This window comes from Streptomyces sp. NPDC029014 (assembly GCF_055564695.1).
This window is the reverse complement of record NZ_JBVHVT010000009.1, coordinates 84,997-104,330: the sequence shown is the minus strand read 5'-3', so window position 1 is coordinate 104,330 and position 19,334 is coordinate 84,997. Positions and strand designations below refer to the sequence as shown.

Genomic DNA, 19,334 nt, shown 5'->3' with positions numbered 1-19,334 from the left:
CGTCGGCCGGGCCGAGCGTGCTCCCCTGCACCGCGTGCGGACGGATCGTCCACGACCCGGTTCGGGGAGCAGCATGGAAGGGAACCCCGCGACTGGCCCGCCCGAGCCGGCCGCGCGGAGCAGGGAGCGTTGAGCCATGGCCGCACACGAGCCGCTGCATCACCAGGGCGATGGGACGGGGCCGTCGCCCCCGGGAGGGCTGCTCGATCTACTCAGCGTGGCCGCCATCGTGCTGGACACCCGAGGACGCATCGTGTTCTGGAGCCCCCAGGCCGAGGAGGTCTTCGGCTACACCGCCAAGGAGGCCCTGGGCCAGTACGCGGCCATGCTGGTCCGCGACGAACACAGGGACCTGGTGATCAGGTTGTTCGCCGAGGTGATGAGCACCGGGGCGAGCTGGGCCGGCGCCTTTCCCATCCGGCACAAGGACGGCAGCACACGCCTGGTGGAATTCCGCAACATGAGGCTGCTGGACGACCTCGGCGACACCTACGCCCTGGGCATCGCCGCCGACCGGAGCATGCTGCAGCAGGTCGAGACCGACCTGGCGCTCTCCCAGCGCCTGGTCTCGCAGGCCCCCATCGGCATCGCCCTCCTCGACACCGACCTGCGCTACCTGCTGATCAACCCGGCCCTGGAGCGCATCAACGGCATCCCGGCCGCCGATCACCTCGGCAAGCAACCCCACGACATCCTGACCTTCCTCGACGTCGGCACCATCGAGTCCGCGCTGCGCCAGGTGCTGCTCACCGGCACGCCCGTGATCGATCAGTACACCGTCGGCCGCACCCCCGCCGACGCCGACCACGATCACGCCTGGTCGGTGTCGTACTTTCGCATCGAAAGTTCAAGCGGCAGGGTGATCGGCGTGGCGAACTCGGTGGTCGACGTGAGCGAACGCCACCGGGCCACCACCGAAGCGGACCGGGCCCGGCGCCGCCTGGCCGTCATCGCAGACGCCTCCGCCCGCGTCGGCACCACCCTGGAGGTCGAGCACACCGCGAAGGAGCTGGTCGACGTCGCCGTGCCCGACCTCGCCGACATCGCGACGGTCGACGTCCTCGACGACGTCCTCGCCTTCCGCCCCACCACTCCCTCCCACGATCCGGGCCCGGAGATGTTCCGGGCTCTCGCGGTGGCCGCGGCCTACCCCACCCACGCCACCGCCGCCGCGCTGGCGGCCGGTGACCTCGCGGCGTACGGCGCCGACCGGCTGATCACCCGATGCGTCCACTCCGGAGCGCCCATCGTCGTCTCCCACGCCGACAGCGACGATCTGCAGCACATCGCCCGCGATGCCGAAGCTGCGGCCACCTTCGCCCAGGCCGGCGTCCACTCCTACCTCGCAGTGCCGCTGATCGCCCGCAACGAGGTCCTCGGCGTCCTCGACCTGCTCCGGGCACGAAACCCCCTGCCCTTTGACGAGGACGATGTCCTCCTCGCCGGGGAGATCGCCGCACGGGCCGCCGTCGCGATCGACAACGCTCGCTGGCACCAGAGCGTCCGCAATACCGCCGAAACCCTCCAGCGCAGCCTCCTGCCCGGCCATCCGCCCTCGCTCATCGGGCTGGACGTGGCCTCCCTCTACCAGGCCGCCGTGGCAACCCACGAGGTCGGAGGCGACTGGTACGACGTCATCCCACTCGCCGGTGACAAGACCGCCCTGGTGGTCGGCGACGTCATGGGCAACGGCATCGACGCCGCCGCCACCATGGGCCGCCTGCGCACCGCCACCTGCGCCTTCGCCGACCTCAACCTCGCACCCGACGAGGTCCTCCGCCATCTCGACAAGATCACCCAAGGGCTCGAGCACTACATCGCCACCTGCATCTACGCCGTCTACGACCCCCACGTTCACCGGTGCCACATCGCCAACGCCGGACACCTCCCGCCCGTCCTCGACGCGGCCGACGGCCGCCGCCGGCTGCTGGACCTCCCCACCGGCGCGCCGCTCGGCGTCGGCGGCGTCCCCTTCCACACCAACTTCTTCGAGCTACGGCCCGGCGACCGGCTCATCCTGTACACCGACGGCCTCGTCGAAACCCGCCAGCACTCCATCGACGATCGCCTGAACACGCTGCTGCGCACGCTCGACGAACCGCGCCGGCCCCTGGGAGACACCTGCCACTGGCTCCTGCACGCCCTGCGCCACCCCGACGACCACGACGACGTCGCCCTCCTCATCGCCGAAGCCACGCCCATGCCCGCCCGGCACAGGCCGCACGAGCACCCGGCCGAGTGAGCCGCTTGGCACGAGCCAAGTCCTTCCCACAGCTACCGGCGTCGGTAGGGCGACGCGTGCCTGGTCCGGCCCCCACGCCCGTCCAGTGCAGTCCACGTCTCCGGTACCCGCCCGACGTCGGAGCCGCGCAGGTCTCCCACAGGCCGGCACGGATTCCCACGAGGGTCCTTCCCGGGCCGTCAGGACCTTCGCCCTGCGGCCAGCTCGGTGTTCACGTCCAGACCCCAGCCGAGGCTGAAATGGCACCGGCCGCGAGATCGACCACAGGCCAGGTCGTCGGCGATGCGCGACCGTGCCGGCCCGCCGGTCGGCAAAGGCATCTGACCCTCACAGCGCGTGGAAATCCCGCGCGATCAGACCCGCCGCGGGCGGAAGGTCCGCTCCCGCCGCGGCCCCGTAGTGCGCGTACGACCGTGGCAGGCCCATGCAGCACTACTTCATCCGCTCCTCCCCGCTCGCAGCGCGAGATAGCGCTGCGCCCTGCCGCCGTTACTGACGATCAAGGCGCGTTGTCGTAGGGCTGACGATCGGTGATCGTCGCCGTATGCCGGGTGCATGACGTATCCGCAGGGTGGGGGACATCGCGAGGGCTACGGGGCAGCGTCCGGTCGGTCCAGCGGTGGCCGCAGGCTTGGAATGGGGCACCACCGGGTGGGTAGGCGTCGGACAAGCCGGCCGATCTGCCGGCTCGGCGGGCGCGAGGAGGTAGTCATGTCCGCACGTATTCCAGACCCAGAGCCGCGCAATGCCTTCCGACCCAACCCAGGGGTGCCGCCCGGCGAGACGCCGCCCGGTGAGTCGAGCACCGGGTCCGGCGCGGGCCCGTACCGTCCGCTCACGCGGGGCTGGGCCACGGGCCCCCTCGTGGTGATCTGCCTGGTGGCCTTGGCGTGCGCCCTGTTCTTCCTGGCCTACGCCGTCATGCTGAACGTCTGAGCGGGGCCGGCCCCGCGAAAGGGCTGAGAGCCCGGATCGCTGTGCTCCCGTGGGGAGGGGCAGGCCCGATGAGGCGCATCGCGACGATCGGCGTCTATGGTTTCACGGCCGATGCCTTCCTGGCGAAGCTCGCCGGTGGCGGGGTGGGGCTGCTGCTCGATCTCCGCCAGCGCCGCGGCGTTCGAGGCCACGACTATTCCTGGGCCAACTCGGCGCGCATCCAGCGCGCGCTCGCCGCCGCCGGCATCGACTACCGGCACGTGAGGGGGCTGGCACCGACGACGGAACTGCGTCAGCTCCAGTACCGCGAGGACGACCGCCAAGGCGTGGGCAAGCGCAACCGCATCGTCCTGGCGCCCGAGTACATCGAGCGCTACACCCGGGAAATCCTCGACCCCTTCGACCTGGACGCACTCGCGGCCGGTCTTCCGACCGGCGCGGTGACCGCCCTTTTCTGCGTCGAGCGCGATCCGGAGGCATGCCACCGTTCACTCGTGGCCGAGCGCCTGCGCGCCGAGCAGGGCCTGCTGGTCACGGACATCCGTCCGGAATGATGCGCTTTTCGCGCCGTGAGTCTTGGCTCCCGAGGATCCGACACCCGCGCCGACCTCGAGGGTGCCGCGGCGGCGCAGCACCCGCGCAGTTCGCCAGCCCGCCGAGCAGTTTCGCACCGGCAGACGCCCAGGATCCACGCGCTACGACGAGCGCGGCTACGTCTTCCTCGGCACCGCCACCGCGGCCGTCCTGGGCATCTGGCTCCGAACATGACCGACCGGACCTCCTAGGCTCTGCCCGTGTCCGACTACCAAGATCCTTTTGCCGCCTGCTACCCAGCCCTTCTGCCGTGGGCGCAGCCTTCCCGGCAGGACGGTCTTCACCGTGCTGTGAGGACTGCCGTGGAACGCTCGCTTGGAGTGCTGTGGGGAGACATCGACCCGGAGAAACCGGCGACTGATGCCGACGTCCATGCGATGGTCGCCGCCCGTGACGCCTATATCCAGGGTTGGTTCGATGCGGTGATCCGGCCCGCTGCCCACTATGCCCCGAACGCCTGGGGATGGCCGTCCTCGTTGGGTAAGTGGCTGGATGCCTCCAGCAGCCACGGCCGGGGCCGGGCCTTCCGTCACACCATCGCCGAGAACCTCGACTTCTTCGCCAGATTCGAGTTCTGGCCCACGCTGGAGATGGTGAGGTACGCCGAGTACGCCGCCCGGACGGCGACGGGAACCCCCCGGCAGCGGGCTGCCGATGCCACCGCTGAGGTTCTGCGGTGGGCGTGGGCCCGGCACGCCGACAGAACCGGCTGGGACGACGCCGAGTGGTATCAGTACATCGAGGTGAACGAGCTGATTGGCTGGACAACGGCAGCGCTGCAACTTCCCGGGGTGAGGCCGTCCAAGGCTGCCGACCGGGTGGAAGAGATCGCCGAGCAGGAGTGGGACGACTGGTCACAGTGGACGGCGGATGAACTGCCAGCACCGTTCATCGCCCAGGCGGCACAAGCCGTGGCGGACTGCGTGACGAGGGGTGCGGTTACGTCTTCCTCGGCACCACCACCGCAGCCGCCCTCGTCATCTGACTCCGAACATGATCGACCCGCCAAGTGTTAGGGCCTGTGTGATGTTGTGATCAGTCGGCGGTCTTCAGGAGGTCGTCGATCCAGATCATTGCGGCGCGGCAGTGGAGGCGCTGTGTCGGTACGGCGCGGAGTGGACGGCGACGAAGCTGCGGTGGGGCCTGGCCATGGACGAGCGGAGCGGGACCGGCTGCTGGACATCGCGGCCGGCTGCGGTGGCACCGAGGTGGAGTTCACGCCTGCCAGGTAGCCAGGGGCCGTGCGGAGGGCCGTCGCCGCGACCGGGTGGCGGCCCTCCGCTGTGGTCCGAGCAACGCAGATCAGGCGCCCTGCCGAAGCCAAGACGCTTCCGTAGCTGTTCCATTACAAACAGTTGCTATGTTCCGGGGATGATAGGGGAAGGTCCGTCTGTGGCGCCGATGGGTTGATGTCGCCGCTGCAGAGGGGCCGCTTCGGCGCTGGGGAATCAGGGGGGCCGGGATGAGTTCGATCAGAAGGTGGTGGAGCCGGCAGTCTGCGGTCATGCAGGCTACGCTCGTCAGCGTTGCGGGAACCCTCATCTTGGGGGTTCTCGGGCTGTGGTCCGGGGTCTTCAGTGGCAAGGACGAGCCCCACGATGCCAAGCCCGCGCCCTCGGCCTCGTCACCGCAGCCCAGCTCCTCCTCCAGCGTCCAGCCCACTGCAGGCCTGGAACAGGCCCTTCCCGAGTGCGGGGACAAGCCGGGTCATGATGTGACGATTGAGCCCAAGCAGCTGGAGGTCGCCTCGGACGGGTCCCTCGCTGCACGGGTCACCTGCAACCTTAGGGCGGGGTGGCATATGACCTGGATGGTGCAGCTCGACGGCGTCGGCAAGCCCGTGCCACACACCAACTACTACCCCAAGGATGATCTGGGGCGGCCCGGACCGTACACCTTCGACATTCACCTGTCGCAGTCCGACCCGGGCTCCGTTCGCACGATCTACGTCGTCCTCATGGACGACTTCTCCTACCGTCAGCTGAGTGAAAACCGGAACCCGGACGGATCGCTCCTGAAGCTGCCGAACGGCGCGCGCAAAGTCTCCAACTCTGTCCTGGTCAAGCGGTACTGACCTTCCCCCACACCTCAGCCGCCCGGCGCCGTCCACCGACACGGCATCCGGTGGTGGCCTGCGGGCGAACAGGGGGCAGTCACTCCTACTTGGGCGTCAGCGTGTCAGTCCGAACATCGACGCGGTAGTTTTCGGCCAGGTCCGTCAGGCGCTCGACTATCTGCTGAGGGGCGATTTCGGCGCTAACCTCCGGAAAATCCACCTCCGTAACGTGCTCGCCTGCCTGCGGCACGAGGCTCGCCACCGGTGCATCGGGCGGAGATGCTGCGAGGGCTGTGATAAACCCGTGGGCATCGTGAATTATGGAAATGCGCATGTCTATCCCTTCCGTGCTTGACTTCCCGTATGACCGCCCATACTGTCCACCTAGACTCGATCAAGGAATATTTCGGGTGAGGTAGACGGTGTAAGAATTCACATTCCCTTGGCCGGGCAGGCCGTCATTCCTCACCTTCGCCCAAAGGTAGGACTGGATGTTGGATATGTCGCCGAAGCCGATGTCTTTCTTGCCCATCGAAATGTCATCGACCGTGAGCCAGAAGAGGGTCTGTCGGAGAGTGGTGACTGGGTGTGCGGAAACGCTGAACGTTCCTTGGTTAAAATATGCATCGGGGCCCCATGTCAGCTCGGCCCGCGCCCCCACGGGTATGTTTTGGACAACGTAGTAGGAATTCGTCTGAGTTGCCATTGCTCCCTCCGGAATGTTTCGACCCTTCGCGTCGGGCGGCTGCCAGTGTGCGCCGGATCGCCTCAGAACCCCCATTTTTCCTTACTGCCGGACCTCGTGAGAATGAGCCGGGTGTGCAGATAATTCATTGCAATCTCGGCGTTCGCCCCCTTGCTTACGACGTTGATCCTGATCGGGTAATTCTGCAAGTCGATCACGCTGGCATAGTTTTCTTTACGATTCACCGACCGAGTCGTCGGACCGGTTTGCCCAAGGATTGCGTCGTAAATGATCGGCGGCAGGCTCGACGGGGACCGGGCGGACCGCGCTGAGACCCGCTTTGGATGTTCAGCCCCGAGGGCCTCCTCACCCCGCTCCGTCGACCTGGCGGAAATTAAACACCGGCATTGGCATGGCCGGCCGGCTTGCGACCGCTGCGGAGGCACCGGCGGGCGGGGTGGTACGAGGCGTCTGAGGGCCGGTGGCAGGGCGGGTCGGGGCAGCGGCCGTATTCCGCCCTCGTCGCTCCTTCACTGAAGGTTCAGGCGCACCGGGTGGTCCGGGTCCTCGGGACAGCGGAACACCCGGATTTCTCCGTACCGTCCTGCGTAGAGTCCAGGGTCTCCGCCGCTGTCCAGGGTGAGCAGCAGCCGCATCCGGGCCCCGCACCGGCACTCCAGCGGCGTGAAGTCGGTGAGGTGCCAGCTGGGCCAGCCGCCGGCCTTCCAGCCGGGCAGGCAGCCGAGCACCCGGTCGTAGTCGGCCCCTGAACCCGACCCATTGCTCGACGGACTCGTCCTGCTCCGGCAGGTCCAGAACCTCGACGGGGTCGAGCCGGCACGGCGCGGGCAGGTACACCTCCCCTTGGCTCCGTCGGGTACCGGCGGCACCCCGGCCGGGGTGCCGATCTCCGTCGAGGGCCGGTAGCGCAGCTCGGGCGGCGGTCGGCACCGACCAGGAGAACACCTGCGCCGGGGCCTCCCAGCCCAGCCACCGCACGTACCCGGGGCGGCCGTCCACAGCGTGGCGAGGACCGCGCCCTTGTCCAGTGAGGCGCGCACACGCTCGTGAACGAGGCGGGCCCGCGAGGCGACCGCCGCGCTCTTCTGGGGCGACGCAGCCGCAGCCCATGCTCGCGGCGGGCACCGGGCGGCCGCCGAACCACTGCGGCACCAGCGGACCCATGCCCCCGGTGACGACCCGGCCGCCGCGCTACCCGTCGGTCCGCGTACGGGCCCAGGCGCGCGATGTCGGGCACCGGCTGGCCGTAGGCGCGGCGGGCGAGAGCGTCGTACTCCTCACACCGGCTGTTGTCGGCCTCGGCGAACTCCACGTTCACAGTTCGGCTCCCCCTCTTCTAGTAGCAGGTGGCGCCGCGGACGACGGGTCGGCGGGGACGAAGAAGGTGCGGGGGTGCCGGTGGCGACCAGGTCGCCGCGCTGGTTGAACCCGTCGACCCGGAAGGCGACGTTGCCCTGGTCCGGGCGGCTGCCCGAGCGGCGGGCGGACAGGACAGTGCTGCGTGTGGACAGGGTGTCGCCGACGTGGACGGGCTTCTGCCAGCTGACCTTGTCCAGAGCGAGGTTGCCGGTGGTCATGCCGTTGGTGGAGCGGACCGTCGTGCCGAGCACGATGTTGAGGGTGAGCATCCCGCACACCAGGACCCGTGGGTGTCCGGTGCGGCGGCAGTACTCGGTGCGGAGCCGGGCGCGCGGGTCCCGCAAGGCATCCGCGCGCACCGGCGCCCACGAGCGTCCGGCGCGTCAGGACGTGATTGGCGGGCTGACCGGTGGCCGATCAGGCGGCGGATCTCCGGGACGGTCAGGTCGACCGGGTCTCCGCTTCGGGCCGGGCGGTTCGGATCCCCACCTCTGGTCGGCCTCGCGGCGTCGACTGCCGCGGCAAGGAACGCGTCGCGTCGGTGCATCGGTGCATCGCGTGCGGCGTTGCTCCGTTGGCTGTTGTGCGTCGCGCCCGTGTCACACCAGCGCCGCGCCGCCGTCTACCGCGAGCGTGGTGCCGGTGACGTAGGCGTTGGACAAGGCGAAGAGATAGGCCGCCGCGGCTTCCTCGGCAGTGCCGACGCGCCGCGTGAGCAGCTCGGCCCCGGCGTCCTGGAGGAAAGCCTCCGGGTCCGGGACACTGCCGTCCCACAGCTCGGTGCGGATCACACCGGGCTGGATCACGTTGACGCGCAGAGGGGCGAGTTCGACGGCGAGTGCCCGGGACAGGGCCTCGATGCCGCCGGTGATCCCTGCCGTGAGCGCGGTTCCGGACAGGGGCCGGATCGCGAGGACGCCGGAGCTGAAAGTGATCGAGCCGCCGTCGCGCAGTCGCGGTGCAGCGTACTTGGCGGAGAGGAACGCGCCCCAGAACCGGCGCTCGAAGACGGCCCTGGCCTCGTGCGGGGCGGTCTCGACCAACGGCTTGATCAGCAGAGATTCGCCCGCGGTGTAGACGAGATGGTCGAACTCCCCGACCTGCTCGAAGAACGCGGCGATGGCGTTGCCGTCGGCGACGTCCAGGCGGCGGCCTTCGGCCGGCTCGCCCAACCGCTTCGTCGCGGCGTCCACGCGGTCCTGATTGCTGGAGGCGACCACGACGTCCGCGCCAGCCGCCGCGGCCTGTCGGGCTACCGCGAAGCCGATGCCGGAGGTTCCACCGATGATCACGATCTTCTTGCCGGTCAGAGACATGGGATCCGTTCCTTCGTCGATGCAGTGCCGGGGCTCGGCAACCGCCATGGCAAGAACGTACGCCTCCACATCGAGACGGTGAATGACTTGAAGTCTCGATTCCCTGTCATATCGTCTCGCCTCGCAGGCGTTAGAGTGGCGCCATGGACATCCTGAGCGACACACTCGAAGTCCTGCGCACGGGACGCCCGATGGTGACTCGCACTGACGCGCACGCCCCGTGGGCCCTGAAGTTCCAACCCATCTCAGGAGCCGGATTCCACGTGGTCGTGGAAGGACACTGCCACCTGCTGCCACCGCACGGCCAACCGCTCGCGCTCGGACCCGGCGACATCGTGTTCCTCCTGCGCGGCAGCGGACACACCCTGTGCGACGTACCGGGCCGTGATCCGGTGGACTTCGTACCGGAGCGCGTGGACCGTTCCTCGCCGATCGGCCAGGTCACCGTGGACGGACCGGGGCCGCACACGGTGCTGGTGTGCGGCGCGTACGCAATCGACATCGATCGCCCGCACCCGCTGTTCAGCGATCTACCAGAGGTCATCCACCTTCCCGCGGTTCCGGGCCGCCACCCGGTGCTGCGCTCGGCGGTCGACCAACTGTGCGCCGAGTTCCACGCTCCGCAGCCGGGCTCGGACGCGGTCGTCACGGCGCTCATCGATCTGCTGCTGCTGTACATCCTCCGGTCGTGGTACGCCGAACTACCGAAGGAGCGGACCCGGGGTTGGACGGCCGCGCTGACCGACCCGGCAGTCGTCCCGGCCTTGAAGGCGATCCACGACGATCCCGGCCATCCCTGGACCGTGGAGTCGCTGGGCACCCGCGCCGGGCTGTCCCGCGCGGCGTTCGCCCGCCGCTTCGCCTCGGTGGTCGGCGAGCCGCCGTTGACCTACCTGACCAACTGGCGGATGGCCACCGCGGCGCGGTTGCTGCACCGATCAACGGCCCCGCTGAGCACCATCGCGCAGCGCACGGGGTACACGTCGGAGTTCGCCTTCGCCAAAGCCTTCAAACGACACTTCGGATCGCCGCCGGGGGCCTACCGCAAGCAGGTCAAGACGGCGGGTGACGAACCATGCGGACACAACTCACGGTGAGGGCGCGGACATCACCCGCAGCGGAGCGGGAAGCGGTGGCCGCTGCCGATCCCTCGCGGTGGCCCCGACACGGCGCCAGCGCAATCGCGGCGAGCGCCAGCGTGATGCCGTCGATCTTCAGCTCTGGCCTGGCGACGTGAACGATGCCGACCGCGACCGCGCCAAGCGAGAGGGCAAGGGCCATGGGCCGCTTGGCTCGTCGTGCAGGCGGGTCGACCGGGCTTCCGGCTCGGATTCCGACATGAGGGCCAGCATCCCAGAGCCCCGAACGACTCGGGCCGAATGGGTGGCGGCCCGCAGAAAGGCGGTGGCCTCCTGGGAAGAACGGAGCCGAACCGGGGGATCGGGGGCCGGATTCCGGAGATCCACTGCTCGAACCCGCCGATGCGGACGAAACCGCCTCCAGCTGAGGCCGCCCTGAGCGGAGGCCGCGCGAATTCATATGACAGCTGCGGCTCGCTTCGCGATCATTGGCCGATGGCCACCGAACCCGACCTTCTCAGCCTGAGCATCCTCTGCCCGCCACCCGGCGAGGGGTACCTGGAGGTCCGCCCGATCGTCGGTGGTCGGGATCTCCTGGCCGACCTGTCCCTCCGCAGCACGGAATCAGGCGGCCCCCGGTTCGTGGGATCAGCCCCCGGTATCTCCTGGGCCGGGGTGGGCCGTTGCATGCCACTGCAACGGCCCACGAGGTTCGGCTCGCTCGATCCGGGTGCGGCGAGGAGCGGTGCTGTCGTGCGTTGTACGTGACGGTCACGCGGGACGATGAACACGTCGTCTGGGCGGGCTGGCGCGACCCGGCGGAGCGGGGCTTCGACCTGCCGGAGTTTCGGTTCGCCGCGGATCAATACGAGGCCGAGGTCCTGCGCGCCGAAGAGGACCGCAGCTGGGAGTGGCCGGCCGCAGCGGTTGCGACGCTGCTCGAGGCGGCGCTGAGGGACGCGAGGACTGGCTCGCCAGGTGGGAGTGCGAGTGGGAAGCCGTCTGGGCCTCCCGCGGGGAACCCGACCGGATCGACGTCGTCCTGAGGCATCCCGCTGACCGGGACGAGACGGGTCTGCCCTGGGCCCAGTTCCTGATGCCCCTCCCGATCTCCGCAGACGACCCGTCGGACCAGGCCGAGCAGCTCGAAGCGCGGCTGACCGCAGGCGACCCCCGTGCCACCGCCGAGCTCTGCGGAGGGTTCGACCCCGAGCAACTGGGCTATCCGTGGCCGTAGCCGGCTTGAGCGGGTCGGCTGGCTGGTGCCGTGGGACCTGCCGGGACTCGGCCGCCGTCGAGAACTCGGAGGACGACGGTTGAACAAGGTCGCCCCTGTACCGCCTGGCGGGCCGCCCTGTTCATCCGCGAGTCGGCCCGCTTGCGGGTCAGTCTGTCGGATGGGCTCCGGGGGTGTGGCCGAAGGTGCGCCGGAAGACGTCGATGAACGCGCTGGCCGATGACCAGCCGCATCGGTGTGCCACCGCGGTCACCGGTTCCTTCTCAGCCAGGAGGACCAGCGCGCGCTGAAGCCGCAGCTGGGTGCGCCACTGGGGGAAGGTCATGCCGAGGTCGCTGCGGAACAGCCGGGACAGCGTGCGGTCACTCGCGCCGACCTGGCGGCCCAGCTCGGCGAGGGTGCGGGGGTCGGCCGGGTCGGCCAGGAGGATCTCGCACAGCGTGCGCAGCAGGGGCGTGGCTGCCGTGGGCAGGTGGAGCGGTTCCTGGGGGGAGGTCCGCAGCTGGTCGAGGAGGACCGCGCGCATCCGGGTCCGTTCCGGGCGGTCGTCGTCCGGGGTGTGGGTGTAGGCGATGATCAGTTCACGCAGCAGCGGGCCGACGGCCAGCACGGTTGGGGCGTCGAGACCGAGGGGGTTGTCGGTCGCGGGCAGTCCCACCAGATGCAGTTCGAGTTCCCCGTGGGCCCGGTGGGCATGGACGACGCCGGCTGGCACCCAGATGGCGCGGGTGCCCGGGGCGACCCATGAGCCCGCGCTGGTCGTGACGGCCAGCACTCCCCGGCCGGCGTAGACGATCTGGTGGTCGTCGTGCCGGTGGGCGTCGATCGCGCCACCGGACGCGAGACGCTGGGTGCGTGTCGGAGCGACCGGCTCATGGCGGATTTTCGTCATCATCCGGCAGTTTATCGGAAGTGCGACATGAGGGCCGTCCGGACCATGGTGGGGTGCGAAGGAATACATCGATCACTCTGCTGTCTGTCCGGCACGCCTGCGTCGACGTCTACCAGGGCGCTGTGGCGGCCCTGGTCCCCGTTCTCCATCGCCGAACGTGCCCACACCTACGCGGTCGCCCCGGGCATCGTGCTGGCCGCCTCGCTGTTGTCCTCAGTGGCGCAGCCAGTGGTCGGCGCGCTCACCGACCGCTGGGCCACGCCCCGGCTGCTGCCGGTCAGCACGCTGCTCGGCGGCGTCGGCATCGCGCTCAGCGGCTCTTACGCGCTCAGGCTCGTGTTCGTTGCGATCTCAGGCCATCGGCCGGCCCTCGCCGGTGCCGTGCCGTACCTGCCCGTGGTGCGCGCCCTGCAGCAGCGGCAGGCCGACGGACCCGGTACGACAGTGCCGGCCGGTAGCGGCGACATCGTCTCCTTCGTGAAGCAGTCCCTGGCCGTGGCCTTCCGGCCGATCGCGTTCGACGGACTGAGCACCTTCATCGCGCTGTACGGCCGCCAGCGTCTGGGCGGCAGCACGGCCGCCGGCCCCACGGCCCTGATCGTGCTCTACCTCGGCAGTGCGATCGGCTCGGTGCTGGGCGGATCCCTGGCGAGCCGTTGGAACCGGGTGACGTTCTCGCGCCGGTCATACCTGGTCACGGCCGTGGCCATCGCGGGGGTGGTGTGGGTGCCGGGCCCGGCCGTCGGCACCGCCAGCGGGATCACCCTTGGTCTGACCGTCAGCAACGGCGGCCTGGCCAGCCCCGTCACCGGCAGCCTCGCCGACGCCACGTCCCTGCAGACCGCTCCGGCGCCGCTCGTCCTGATGCCTCTGCTGCGCTGGCTGTTCTTCCGCAACCTGCCCGAACCGACCACACCGCATCCCGGGACCGCGCCGCAACCGAAGGACAGCGACGCCGGCGTCACACACGCGCCCGCCCAGCAGCCCGTCCCGTGCTGACCGCCAAAGGACGATCCGATGGACCTAGAGACCCTTCTCATTCACGCCGCCCGGCAGACCGCGACCGCCGCACATTCAGTGAACCCTCCGCTAGTGCGGACGTCGACGACCGTGTTCGACTCGTTCGATGCCTACAAGCAGGCACAGGGCGCACTGGTCTTCGACGGGCCGCGTTACGGCAGATCAGGCACGTCGACGACGTTCGAGCTGCAACGCGCCATGGCACAGCTCGCGAACACCGAAACGTGCATCGCGACCAGCAGCGGGCTGGCGGCGATCACCGCCGTGCTTGCCGCACACGCCGGTCCCGGACGCCACATCCTGGTGAGCGCGGGCGTGTACGGGCCCACGCGCGCCTTCTGCGACAACGAGCTGATCCCGTCCGGAACCGACGTGGAGTACTTCGCCCACGACGCCGACGTCCCGCCCCTGCTGCGCGACACCACGAGCCTCGTGTTCGTCGAGACGCCCGCGTCGCTGACGATGGAGATGTGGGACGTGCCCGCCATCAGCTCGGCGGCACACGACCGCGGTGTTCCTGTCGCCTGCGACGCCACCTGGGGAACACCGGTCTTCTTCGACGCACACGCGCTCGGAGTCGACATCTCCGTCCATGCCGCGACCAAATTCATCAACGGCCACTCCGATCTGCTGCTCGGACTCATCACCGGAACCTTCGACGCCCTGGCCGGCGTTCGTGCGTACTGCGACCGCGGCGGCACCCATGCCGCCCCGGACACCTGCTGGCTGACACTGCGCGGGCTGCGCACCCTGGCCGTGCGCATGGAACGCCACCAACGCTCAGCTCTCACCGTCGCGCAGTGGCTGCGGTCGCAGCCCGGTGTCCAGCGCGTCCTCTTCCCCGCCCTCGACACCGATCCCGGCCACAAACTGTGGCAATCACAGTTCACCGGCGCGGCAGGCCCGTTCACCGTCGAGCTGGCCCCGTGCAGCGAAGAAGCGTTCACCCGGTTCATCGACGCTCTCTCCCTGTTCAGCCTCGGCACGAGCTGGGGCGGGTTCGAGAGCCTGGTCATGCCCGCCGTGCCCCACCATCTACGCGCCCTGGTCACCCCGGCGAGTACGCCCCGACTGGTCCGCTTCCACATCGGACTGGAAAGCGCCCAAGACCTCTGCCACGACCTGGCCTCAGCACTTGCCGCCGTACAAGGTGACGGAGACACCGACAGCAATCTTCAGTGAAGATCGTTCTACGGGGGCCGCCCGGCCCCCTCACCGCCTTCGGCAACCCCATCAGAAACCTGAGCCGTTCAACAAGCCCGGATTTTTCGGAGCCGGATTTCATGAACCCCCTCGCCGGAGCTCCGGCATGTGCGCTCGTTTTGGTGCGGCGTACTCGGCGTCATCGCTGTGTGTTGTTGCCGGGTGTGGTTTGTGGCGGGTGTCCGGGCGGCCGTGCACCCGCAGTTCGAGACGGTCGCGGTCGTCGCGTGGCTGCTGGAGCACGACAAACTCGTGGATGCGCCAGAAGCCGGCCCGGGCGCCGTAGGTGAGCACAGACTTGACGTTCGGGTCCCGCCCGTCGGCCACCGGCGGGGCGCTGACGATCTCGTAGGGGTAGCCCTCGGAGGCCGGGTCGCCCTCCAGGACGTTCTGCTCGCCGCCCTCCTTGTAGTTGAGGACGAGGCTCACGGCGACCCAGGCGCCGCTGTGTCGGGCGGCTGGGCGCCGTTGCCGACGAGGTCGCGCTGGTGCTCGGGCACGGCGGCACCCTACCGGCGGGTGTGCCGTCCACCGCGGTGACGGGGCCGGGGCGGAACTCGGGCCTACTCACCCCGACGTCAAATTTACTGTTCGATCAACCGTTCTCGGTGGAAAGATGATCTTCATGACAACGACGCGTGTGATCATCCAGCGGAGCATCGGCGGCTCCGACGTGCTGGAACTCGCCGAGACACCCCTCCCTGTACCCGGCCCCGGCGAGGTGCTGGTCCGGGTGCGGGCCACCGGCATGAACCCGGCCGACTGGAAGGTCCGGGTCGGCAAGGTGGACTTCTTCGGGCCGCCGCCCTACGTCCTCGGCCACGAGTTCAGCGGCACCGTGGAACGGCTCGGCGAAGGCGTGGACCGCTTCGCAGAGGGTGAGGAGGTGTACGGCTGGACCGTGCCGCCGCACGGCAGCCACGCCGACCATGTCGTCGTCCCCGAGGACCGTATCGCGCCCAAGCCCCGCACCCTCGACCACGTCGGCGCCGCGGCCCTGCCCATCTCGGGCTTCACCGCCTACCAGGCCCTGATCACCCTCGCGGACGTGGGGCCCGGCCACCGGGTGCTGATCCACGGCGCGGCCGGCGGCGTCGGCCACCTCGCCGTCCAGATCGCCAAGGCCCGGGGCGCGTACGTCATCGGCACGGCGAGCGCCGCCAAGCACGCGTACCTGCGGGACCTCGGCGCCGACGAGCTGATCGACTACACGGTTGCGGACTTCGGCGCGCTCCGCGACATCGACGCCGTACTGGACACCATCAGCCACGAGTACGGGCCGCGCTCCCTCGGCACGCTCAAGCCGGGCGGCATTCTGGTGGACGTGGTCGGGGTCGGCGTCGACCGCACCGAGGTCACCGCCCGCGCCGCCGAACTGGGCGTGCGCTTCGTGGAGTTCTTCCTCGAGCCGACCCCTGCCGTACTGACCGACTTCGCCGCGCTGATCGACGGCCACGGCATCCGGCCCACCATCTCCGAGACCCTCCCGCTCACCGAGGCGGCGAAGGCGCACGAGCTCAGTGAGACCGGGCGGGTCCGGGGCAAGATCGTGCTGGTTCCGTAGGGTTCGTGCGGCCGGCGGCCGGGGGTGCGTATCCGGCTTCGGCCGTACGGGGCTACCGGGCGCGGGCGGCGTACGCGGGAGGGCGGTGACTGGTCGGGTCACCGCGAGCAGGACGGTGCCGAAGAAGGTGCCCATGAACTGGCACAAGAAGGACGGCTGACCTGGTGGACGCCATGCTCATAGCCGTAGCCCAGGTGCTCGGACAGCACGGCCAGGCGTGCGGGCTGGTTTCCTGGTCGCCCAGTACGTCCTCGTCACCTGCGCACCAGAGAACCGGAAGCCACACCCGGCCTTCCCGGGCCGCCCCAACAACTTACGGAGCACCGTGAAGCTGTCGTTCGAGAAGCCCCCGGCATACGATCTGGGGCCTGACGCCGACCTGGGCTCGTGGCTGGCGGAGTGGGGCGAGTACGCGGACCGGATCGTCCATCTCGGCCCCGACGACGGCCGCAGCCACGGGCAGCTGTGCTGGGACGTCCTGGTTCCCACGGGGCTACTCGCCCCGGACTGCGGCCATTGCGACCACGGTCACGGCGGCCCGCGCACCCCACACCAGATGGAAGCCGCGCTGGCCCGGAGGATTCCTGCGGACGAGGTGCTGCCCTGGACGGCAGCCACGCTGGTCCGCACCCTCGCTTACCGGGGTGGTGGTGCGGACGGGGCGATGCGCCGCCTGGCCGAGGCCATCGCCGGGGGGCTGGCGGAGCTGCTGGGGCCGGACGCCGACTGGCGTGCCAACGGCCACGCCGCTTACCGGGAGGCGGCCATCGGTAACGTCACGTGGACACCGGTCACCGAAGCCACCTTCGACGCGGCCGTCGTGGGAATCGGCAACGGCCGCGCCGTGGTCGTCGTCGCCACGGACGACGACTGAGGCGGCAAGGTACTCGGGCCTGACCAGCCTTGCTCAGCGGGTCTTCGTGGGGGAGCGCCGGGACGAGTCTTCGCGTAACGCGACCGCCCGAGCCCACCACGAGGCGGCTCGCCGCATGGTCGGTGACTGGGAGCCGCCGCCCGTCTTCCGGGTGGCTGCAATACCTCAACGGTGGGACATGGCGATGTGCCGGGACGAGCGCGCGGGGAACAGCCCCTGTGGTGCCGGCACTCGTCGGGTACGCGGTTGCGCTGCCAGGGGACCGCGCCGATGGTTCGTGCCGTCTGGCAGGTCTTGAAGGTCGGTGACAGAGCGACTGCGGCAGAGCCAGGTCGGTGTGGAGACCGCGGCCAGTGTCCTGGAAGCCCTGGCCGGCGCGCCCTCATGTGGTCGGGCGCGCCGCACTGGCGCGGTGTTTCGGACCCGGGGTCAGGGCTTCTTTCCTCGGGCCGCTGCCACGCCGGTCGGCCCGTCGCCCACGGTTGCCGTGATCCGTCGCCCGCGGCCTTGCCACGGTCTGGCACACCCCCACCACCGCTCCGCCAACCGCCCTGGCCGACCTGCTCGGCCGTGCCCGCGCCCGTATCCGTGGCCATCTCGCCCAGCCGACCAGCACGACGGAACTGGTCCAGCGGTTGGAAGTCATTCCCCTCACCTCTGCGGGCCGGAATCGTCCGCCGCAGTTCGTGGCGATCACCGTTGGGGCTCTGCGCAGTAGATCCGGTATCTACTGCGGCACCTACTTCGACCTTTCAGGGTGCAGGTGTTGGGCGGTCGAGCACGAGGGCGGCTTCGATGAGGAAGCCGTGGGGGAGGCTCAGATTCCGTGTGTCGACAGGCAGAACGGATGCCCTGCTGGATCCAGGAGTACCCGCCATGCGTCGGGGCGTGGTTGGAAGGACGGCAGGGTGGCGCCCAAGGCAAGCATCCGCTCCTGTGCAGCGTCCAGGTCGTCGACGCCCAGTTCCAAGTGGGCTTGTTTACCGAGGGTGGGATCGGGCCAGGTCGGGGGCCGGTAGTCGGCCTGGCGGACGAAGCCGAGCCCGGGCGCTCCGTCCCTGCCGAGCAGGATGAAGTCGTCGCTGCGGTACAGCACGGGCAAATCCAGGGCGTCGCCGTAGAAGCGCGCCAACTCGGATGGGTCAGGGCAGTCAAAGTCAAAGGAGAGGAGACGTATCTCGGGTGTGCTCATGGGACTGGACGGTAGGCCATGACCAGGACAGCAAGTGTCCTGGTCATGGCAGATACTGGTGGTTGTGATCAGGACCTCCTCCCGTCTGCTGCGCCTGGTGTCGCTGCTGTCCGCCCGCCCGGCGTGGACCTGTCGTGAACTGGCCGCCCGGCTGGCGGTCACCGACCGCACGGTCCGCCGTGACATTGCCCGGCTGCGGGACCTGGGCTACGGCGTCGAGTCCGAGCCCGGGCCATGGGGCGGATACCGGCTCAGTCCCGGCGCCCGGATGCCGCCGCTGGTGCTGGACGACGAGGAGGCCCTGGCCGTCGCCGTCGGACTGCGCGAGGCTGCCCTCAGCGGAGTCCTCGGCACCGGTCAAGCCGCTCTGTCCGCGCTGCTCAAGCTTCGCCAGAGCCTGCCGAAACACCTCGCGGGCCAACTGACCGCACTGGAGGGGACTCTTGATCACACTCCCCGCACCGGCGAACCGCAGATCGACATGCCTGTGCTGCTGGAACTGGCGCGGGCCTGCACCAGCGGGCTGCGCGCCACCCTGTCCTACCGAGACCACGCCGGCCGCCCCTCTGTCAGGGAGATAGACCCCTACCGCTTGGTCCACACCGGAATGCGCTGGTATCTGGTGGCCCGGGATGCGGCCAAGCAGGAGTGGCGCACGTTTCGCGCCGACCGAGTGATGGCCGTGCACCCCACCACCGAACCAGCCGACCTGACTGATCCACCCGAGGCAGCACAGCTGGTCTCCCGGGGCATCGCGAGCGTCAGCTACCCGGTGTACACGACGATCCGCCTTCCGCTGCCCCTGGACCGCGCGCTGGAGGCGGTTCCCCCCACCATCGGCACGCACAGCCCCGATGGCCCCGAAACCACCGTGGTCCGAATCGGCGGCAACAGCGTCGAGCAGCTGGCCTCCTACCTCCTCGGCCTGGACACCCCGCCGACTGTGCTGTCCCCAGAGGAGGTACGCGAAGCACTTGCTCGCCGGGCCCAAGCCCTCCTGACAGTCAACCGCTGACGGGGCAGCAGACGCCGACCCATACGTCGGCCTCCCGCCCATCCGGTCG

General features: G+C 69.5%; 20 protein-coding genes and 1 pseudogene. 13 read left to right on the top strand and 8 right to left on the bottom strand.

The genetic code is table 11. The features are described from left to right. Positions 1-136 precede the first annotated feature (136 nt). From ACZ4VL_RS07315 to ACZ4VL_RS07295, 5 genes are all read left to right on the top strand, one after another. Positions 137-2,242 (top strand): SpoIIE family protein phosphatase, encoded by a 2,106-nt coding sequence (locus tag ACZ4VL_RS07315; RefSeq protein ID WP_468196902.1) that lies wholly within the window; start codon positions 137-139, stop codon positions 2,240-2,242. Between the two features lie 711 nt (positions 2,243-2,953). Beyond that, complete coding sequence (locus ACZ4VL_RS07310; protein WP_468196900.1) at positions 2,954-3,178, top strand: DUF6480 family protein; 225 nt, start codon at positions 2,954-2,956, stop codon at positions 3,176-3,178. Between the two features lie 68 nt (positions 3,179-3,246). Continuing rightward, on the top strand, positions 3,247-3,732 hold the full coding sequence (locus tag ACZ4VL_RS07305; RefSeq protein ID WP_468196898.1) for a DUF488 domain-containing protein: 486 nt from the start codon (positions 3,247-3,249) through the stop codon (positions 3,730-3,732). Positions 3,733-3,972: 240 nt separating this feature from the next. Continuing rightward, positions 3,973-4,788, top strand: coding sequence for a hypothetical protein (locus tag ACZ4VL_RS07300; RefSeq protein ID WP_468196896.1), 816 nt, complete (start codon positions 3,973-3,975; stop codon positions 4,786-4,788). Between the two features lie 488 nt (positions 4,789-5,276). Further along, entirely contained in the window at positions 5,277-5,846 is a 570-nt protein-coding gene (locus ACZ4VL_RS07295; RefSeq protein ID WP_468196894.1) for a hypothetical protein, read from the top strand. A gap of 85 nt (positions 5,847-5,931) precedes the next feature. Here the strand turns inward: ACZ4VL_RS07295 and ACZ4VL_RS07290 are convergent, their stop codons facing one another. The 3 genes from ACZ4VL_RS07290 to ACZ4VL_RS07280 all read right to left on the bottom strand — a co-directional run bounded on the left by ACZ4VL_RS07290 (position 5,932) and on the right by ACZ4VL_RS07280 (position 7,262). Continuing rightward, entirely contained in the window at positions 5,932-6,162 is a 231-nt protein-coding gene (locus ACZ4VL_RS07290) for a hypothetical protein (protein WP_468196892.1), read from the bottom strand. Positions 6,163-6,222: 60 nt separating this feature from the next. Further along, positions 6,223-6,534, bottom strand: coding sequence for a hypothetical protein (locus ACZ4VL_RS07285; RefSeq protein ID WP_468196891.1), 312 nt, complete (start codon positions 6,532-6,534; stop codon positions 6,223-6,225). Positions 6,535-7,043: 509 nt separating this feature from the next. Continuing rightward, positions 7,044-7,262, bottom strand: coding sequence for a hypothetical protein (locus tag ACZ4VL_RS07280; protein ID WP_468196889.1), 219 nt, complete (start codon positions 7,260-7,262; stop codon positions 7,044-7,046). Between the two features lie 31 nt (positions 7,263-7,293). Here ACZ4VL_RS07280 and ACZ4VL_RS07275 point away from each other — a divergent pair, with 31 nt between their 5' ends. Next, a complete protein-coding gene (locus ACZ4VL_RS07275) occupies positions 7,294-7,440 on the top strand; it encodes a hypothetical protein (protein ID WP_468196886.1) in 147 nt (48 codons plus the stop codon). Between the two features lie 371 nt (positions 7,441-7,811). On the opposite strand, the gene ACZ4VL_RS07270 is transcribed toward ACZ4VL_RS07275, so the two are convergent. Together ACZ4VL_RS07270 and ACZ4VL_RS07265 are read right to left on the bottom strand one after the other, a co-directional pair. Further along, the gene (locus ACZ4VL_RS07270; protein WP_468196883.1) at positions 7,812-8,252 is read right to left on the bottom strand and encodes a MaoC/PaaZ C-terminal domain-containing protein; all 441 of its coding nucleotides are present in this window, start codon (positions 8,250-8,252) and stop codon (positions 7,812-7,814) included. A 240-nt stretch (positions 8,253-8,492) separates the two neighbouring features. Continuing rightward, positions 8,493-9,209 (bottom strand): SDR family oxidoreductase, encoded by a 717-nt coding sequence (locus tag ACZ4VL_RS07265; RefSeq protein WP_468196881.1) that lies wholly within the window; start codon positions 9,207-9,209, stop codon positions 8,493-8,495. A gap of 143 nt (positions 9,210-9,352) precedes the next feature. Here ACZ4VL_RS07265 and ACZ4VL_RS07260 point away from each other — a divergent pair, with 143 nt between their 5' ends. Beyond that, positions 9,353-10,306, top strand: coding sequence for an AraC family transcriptional regulator (locus tag ACZ4VL_RS07260; protein WP_468196878.1), 954 nt, complete (start codon positions 9,353-9,355; stop codon positions 10,304-10,306). A gap of 892 nt (positions 10,307-11,198) precedes the next feature. Next, the gene (locus ACZ4VL_RS07255) at positions 11,199-11,525 is read left to right on the top strand and encodes a hypothetical protein (protein ID WP_468196876.1); all 327 of its coding nucleotides are present in this window, start codon (positions 11,199-11,201) and stop codon (positions 11,523-11,525) included. A gap of 148 nt (positions 11,526-11,673) precedes the next feature. On the opposite strand, the gene ACZ4VL_RS07250 is transcribed toward ACZ4VL_RS07255, so the two are convergent. Next, a complete protein-coding gene (locus tag ACZ4VL_RS07250; RefSeq protein WP_468196967.1) occupies positions 11,674-12,417 on the bottom strand; it encodes an AraC family transcriptional regulator in 744 nt (247 codons plus the stop codon). Between the two features lie 53 nt (positions 12,418-12,470). On the opposite strand from ACZ4VL_RS07250, the pseudogene ACZ4VL_RS07245 reads away from it, so the two are divergent. Next, a pseudogene (locus ACZ4VL_RS07245) lies at positions 12,471-13,416 on the top strand (MFS transporter). 18 nt (positions 13,417-13,434) lie between these two features. Beyond that, positions 13,435-14,619 (top strand): trans-sulfuration enzyme family protein, encoded by a 1,185-nt coding sequence (locus tag ACZ4VL_RS07240; RefSeq protein ID WP_468196874.1) that lies wholly within the window; start codon positions 13,435-13,437, stop codon positions 14,617-14,619. Positions 14,620-14,718: 99 nt separating this feature from the next. Here ACZ4VL_RS07240 and ACZ4VL_RS07235 read toward each other — a convergent pair whose 3' ends face one another. After that, the gene (locus ACZ4VL_RS07235) at positions 14,719-15,069 is read right to left on the bottom strand and encodes a hypothetical protein (RefSeq protein WP_468196871.1); all 351 of its coding nucleotides are present in this window, start codon (positions 15,067-15,069) and stop codon (positions 14,719-14,721) included. Positions 15,070-15,265: 196 nt separating this feature from the next. Here ACZ4VL_RS07235 and ACZ4VL_RS07230 point away from each other — a divergent pair, with 196 nt between their 5' ends. Further along, on the top strand, positions 15,266-16,204 hold the full coding sequence (locus ACZ4VL_RS07230; protein WP_468196868.1) for an NADP-dependent oxidoreductase: 939 nt from the start codon (positions 15,266-15,268) through the stop codon (positions 16,202-16,204). A 325-nt stretch (positions 16,205-16,529) separates the two neighbouring features. Further along, positions 16,530-17,078 carry a hypothetical protein gene (locus tag ACZ4VL_RS07225; RefSeq protein WP_468196866.1) on the top strand — a complete coding sequence of 183 codons (549 nt, stop codon included), beginning with the start codon at positions 16,530-16,532 and terminating at the stop codon, positions 17,076-17,078. Positions 17,079-17,895: 817 nt separating this feature from the next. Here the strand turns inward: ACZ4VL_RS07225 and ACZ4VL_RS07220 are convergent. Beyond that, entirely contained in the window at positions 17,896-18,270 is a 375-nt protein-coding gene (locus tag ACZ4VL_RS07220; RefSeq protein ID WP_468196864.1) for a VOC family protein, read from the bottom strand. A gap of 64 nt (positions 18,271-18,334) precedes the next feature. Between ACZ4VL_RS07220 and ACZ4VL_RS07215 the strand changes: the two genes are divergently transcribed. Next, on the top strand, positions 18,335-19,285 hold the full coding sequence (locus tag ACZ4VL_RS07215; protein WP_468196862.1) for a helix-turn-helix transcriptional regulator: 951 nt from the start codon (positions 18,335-18,337) through the stop codon (positions 19,283-19,285). Positions 19,286-19,334: the final 49 nt, after the last annotated feature.